We start from the raw sequence: 1,046 nt of genomic DNA on the forward strand, positions 1-1,046 counted from the left end.
TCGTTGCGCGCATCGCGTGCTTTTGCATTGAGGATGACCAGGAGTTTTCTGGCGAGTGCGATGCGGATGAGCATTTTTGGCTTTCCCGCCTGTTGCAACCGTTGAGCGAAAGCTTTGAGATGAGGATCGAATTTGGCCACGATAGCTGCGACGATGAAGAGGATGCCACGCGGCCCGGCGCGTCCGCCTCGCACATGCCTGTTGCCGGTGCGCTTGCCGCTATCGTTGGCGAAAGGAGCCAGGCCTGCCAGCTTGGCGATGGCCTTGTTGGAGATGAGGCCGATCTCGGGCAGTTCGGCCATCAGACGGGCGACAGTGCGTCCGGCTACGCCCTTGAGCGAACGAAAGGCTCGCTCCAGCCTGGCCCACAGCGGATCGTCATCGATCATCGAGGCAATCTCGCCTTCCAGGCGCCGTTGCTCGCGCTTGAGGAAGGCCAGCGTCGCCTCGATGCTGGCGCATACCTCGGCGTCGCATGCGGCACTTCTACGCTGCTTGTTGATGGTCGCATCGCCGACAATCTGGCAAAGCCGGCCAACCAACGCGGTAAGCCGCTGTTGGGCAGCGCTTGGCGGTGGCGTCGGCACCGTGTTCTTGACTGCGCCGTAATGGGCGATGACAGCGGCGTCGATCCTGTCGGTCTTCTCCAGATAGCCCATCGCCTCGGCGAAACGGCGCACGCTCTTGGCATTGACCACGCCGCACGGCATGCCGTGCGCCCACAAGAGCATGAACCCCAGCCGTTCATAGCCGCCCGATGCCTCCATCACCGCAAGGGCTGCGCCATGGCTGCGGCAGAACAGCCAAAGAGCTGCAATCCCCGCCGCATCGTTGGCGAAGCGCGCTGCCGCTCCGCCAGGCCGGACATGCGCGTCCAGCCAATCTTTCGAAACATCAACTCCACAAATAATCCTGTTCACGGTAACCTGCCTTGTGCGTACGGTTGGAACCAAGCGACTGTTCGGTCGTGCGTGACGAAGGCGAAGATCCCAAGCTCTCCCGCGGTTGTAACCTCAGGTGGTACGGGCGACTTCGCCAAGCCAAGG

1 protein-coding gene is annotated in these 1,046 nt (G+C 62.1%); it reads right to left on the bottom strand.

Annotated features, from left to right (window positions below; all coding sequences use genetic code 11):
• The coding region (locus NKH52_RS35370; RefSeq protein WP_352736898.1) for an IS110 family RNA-guided transposase at positions 1–920 on the bottom strand (920 nt) is incomplete at its 3' end.
• Positions 921–1,046: the final 126 nt, after the last annotated feature.

This window comes from Mesorhizobium sp. M1066, from assembly GCF_040318635.1.
Taxonomy (GTDB): Bacteria; Pseudomonadota; Alphaproteobacteria; order Rhizobiales; family Rhizobiaceae; genus Mesorhizobium.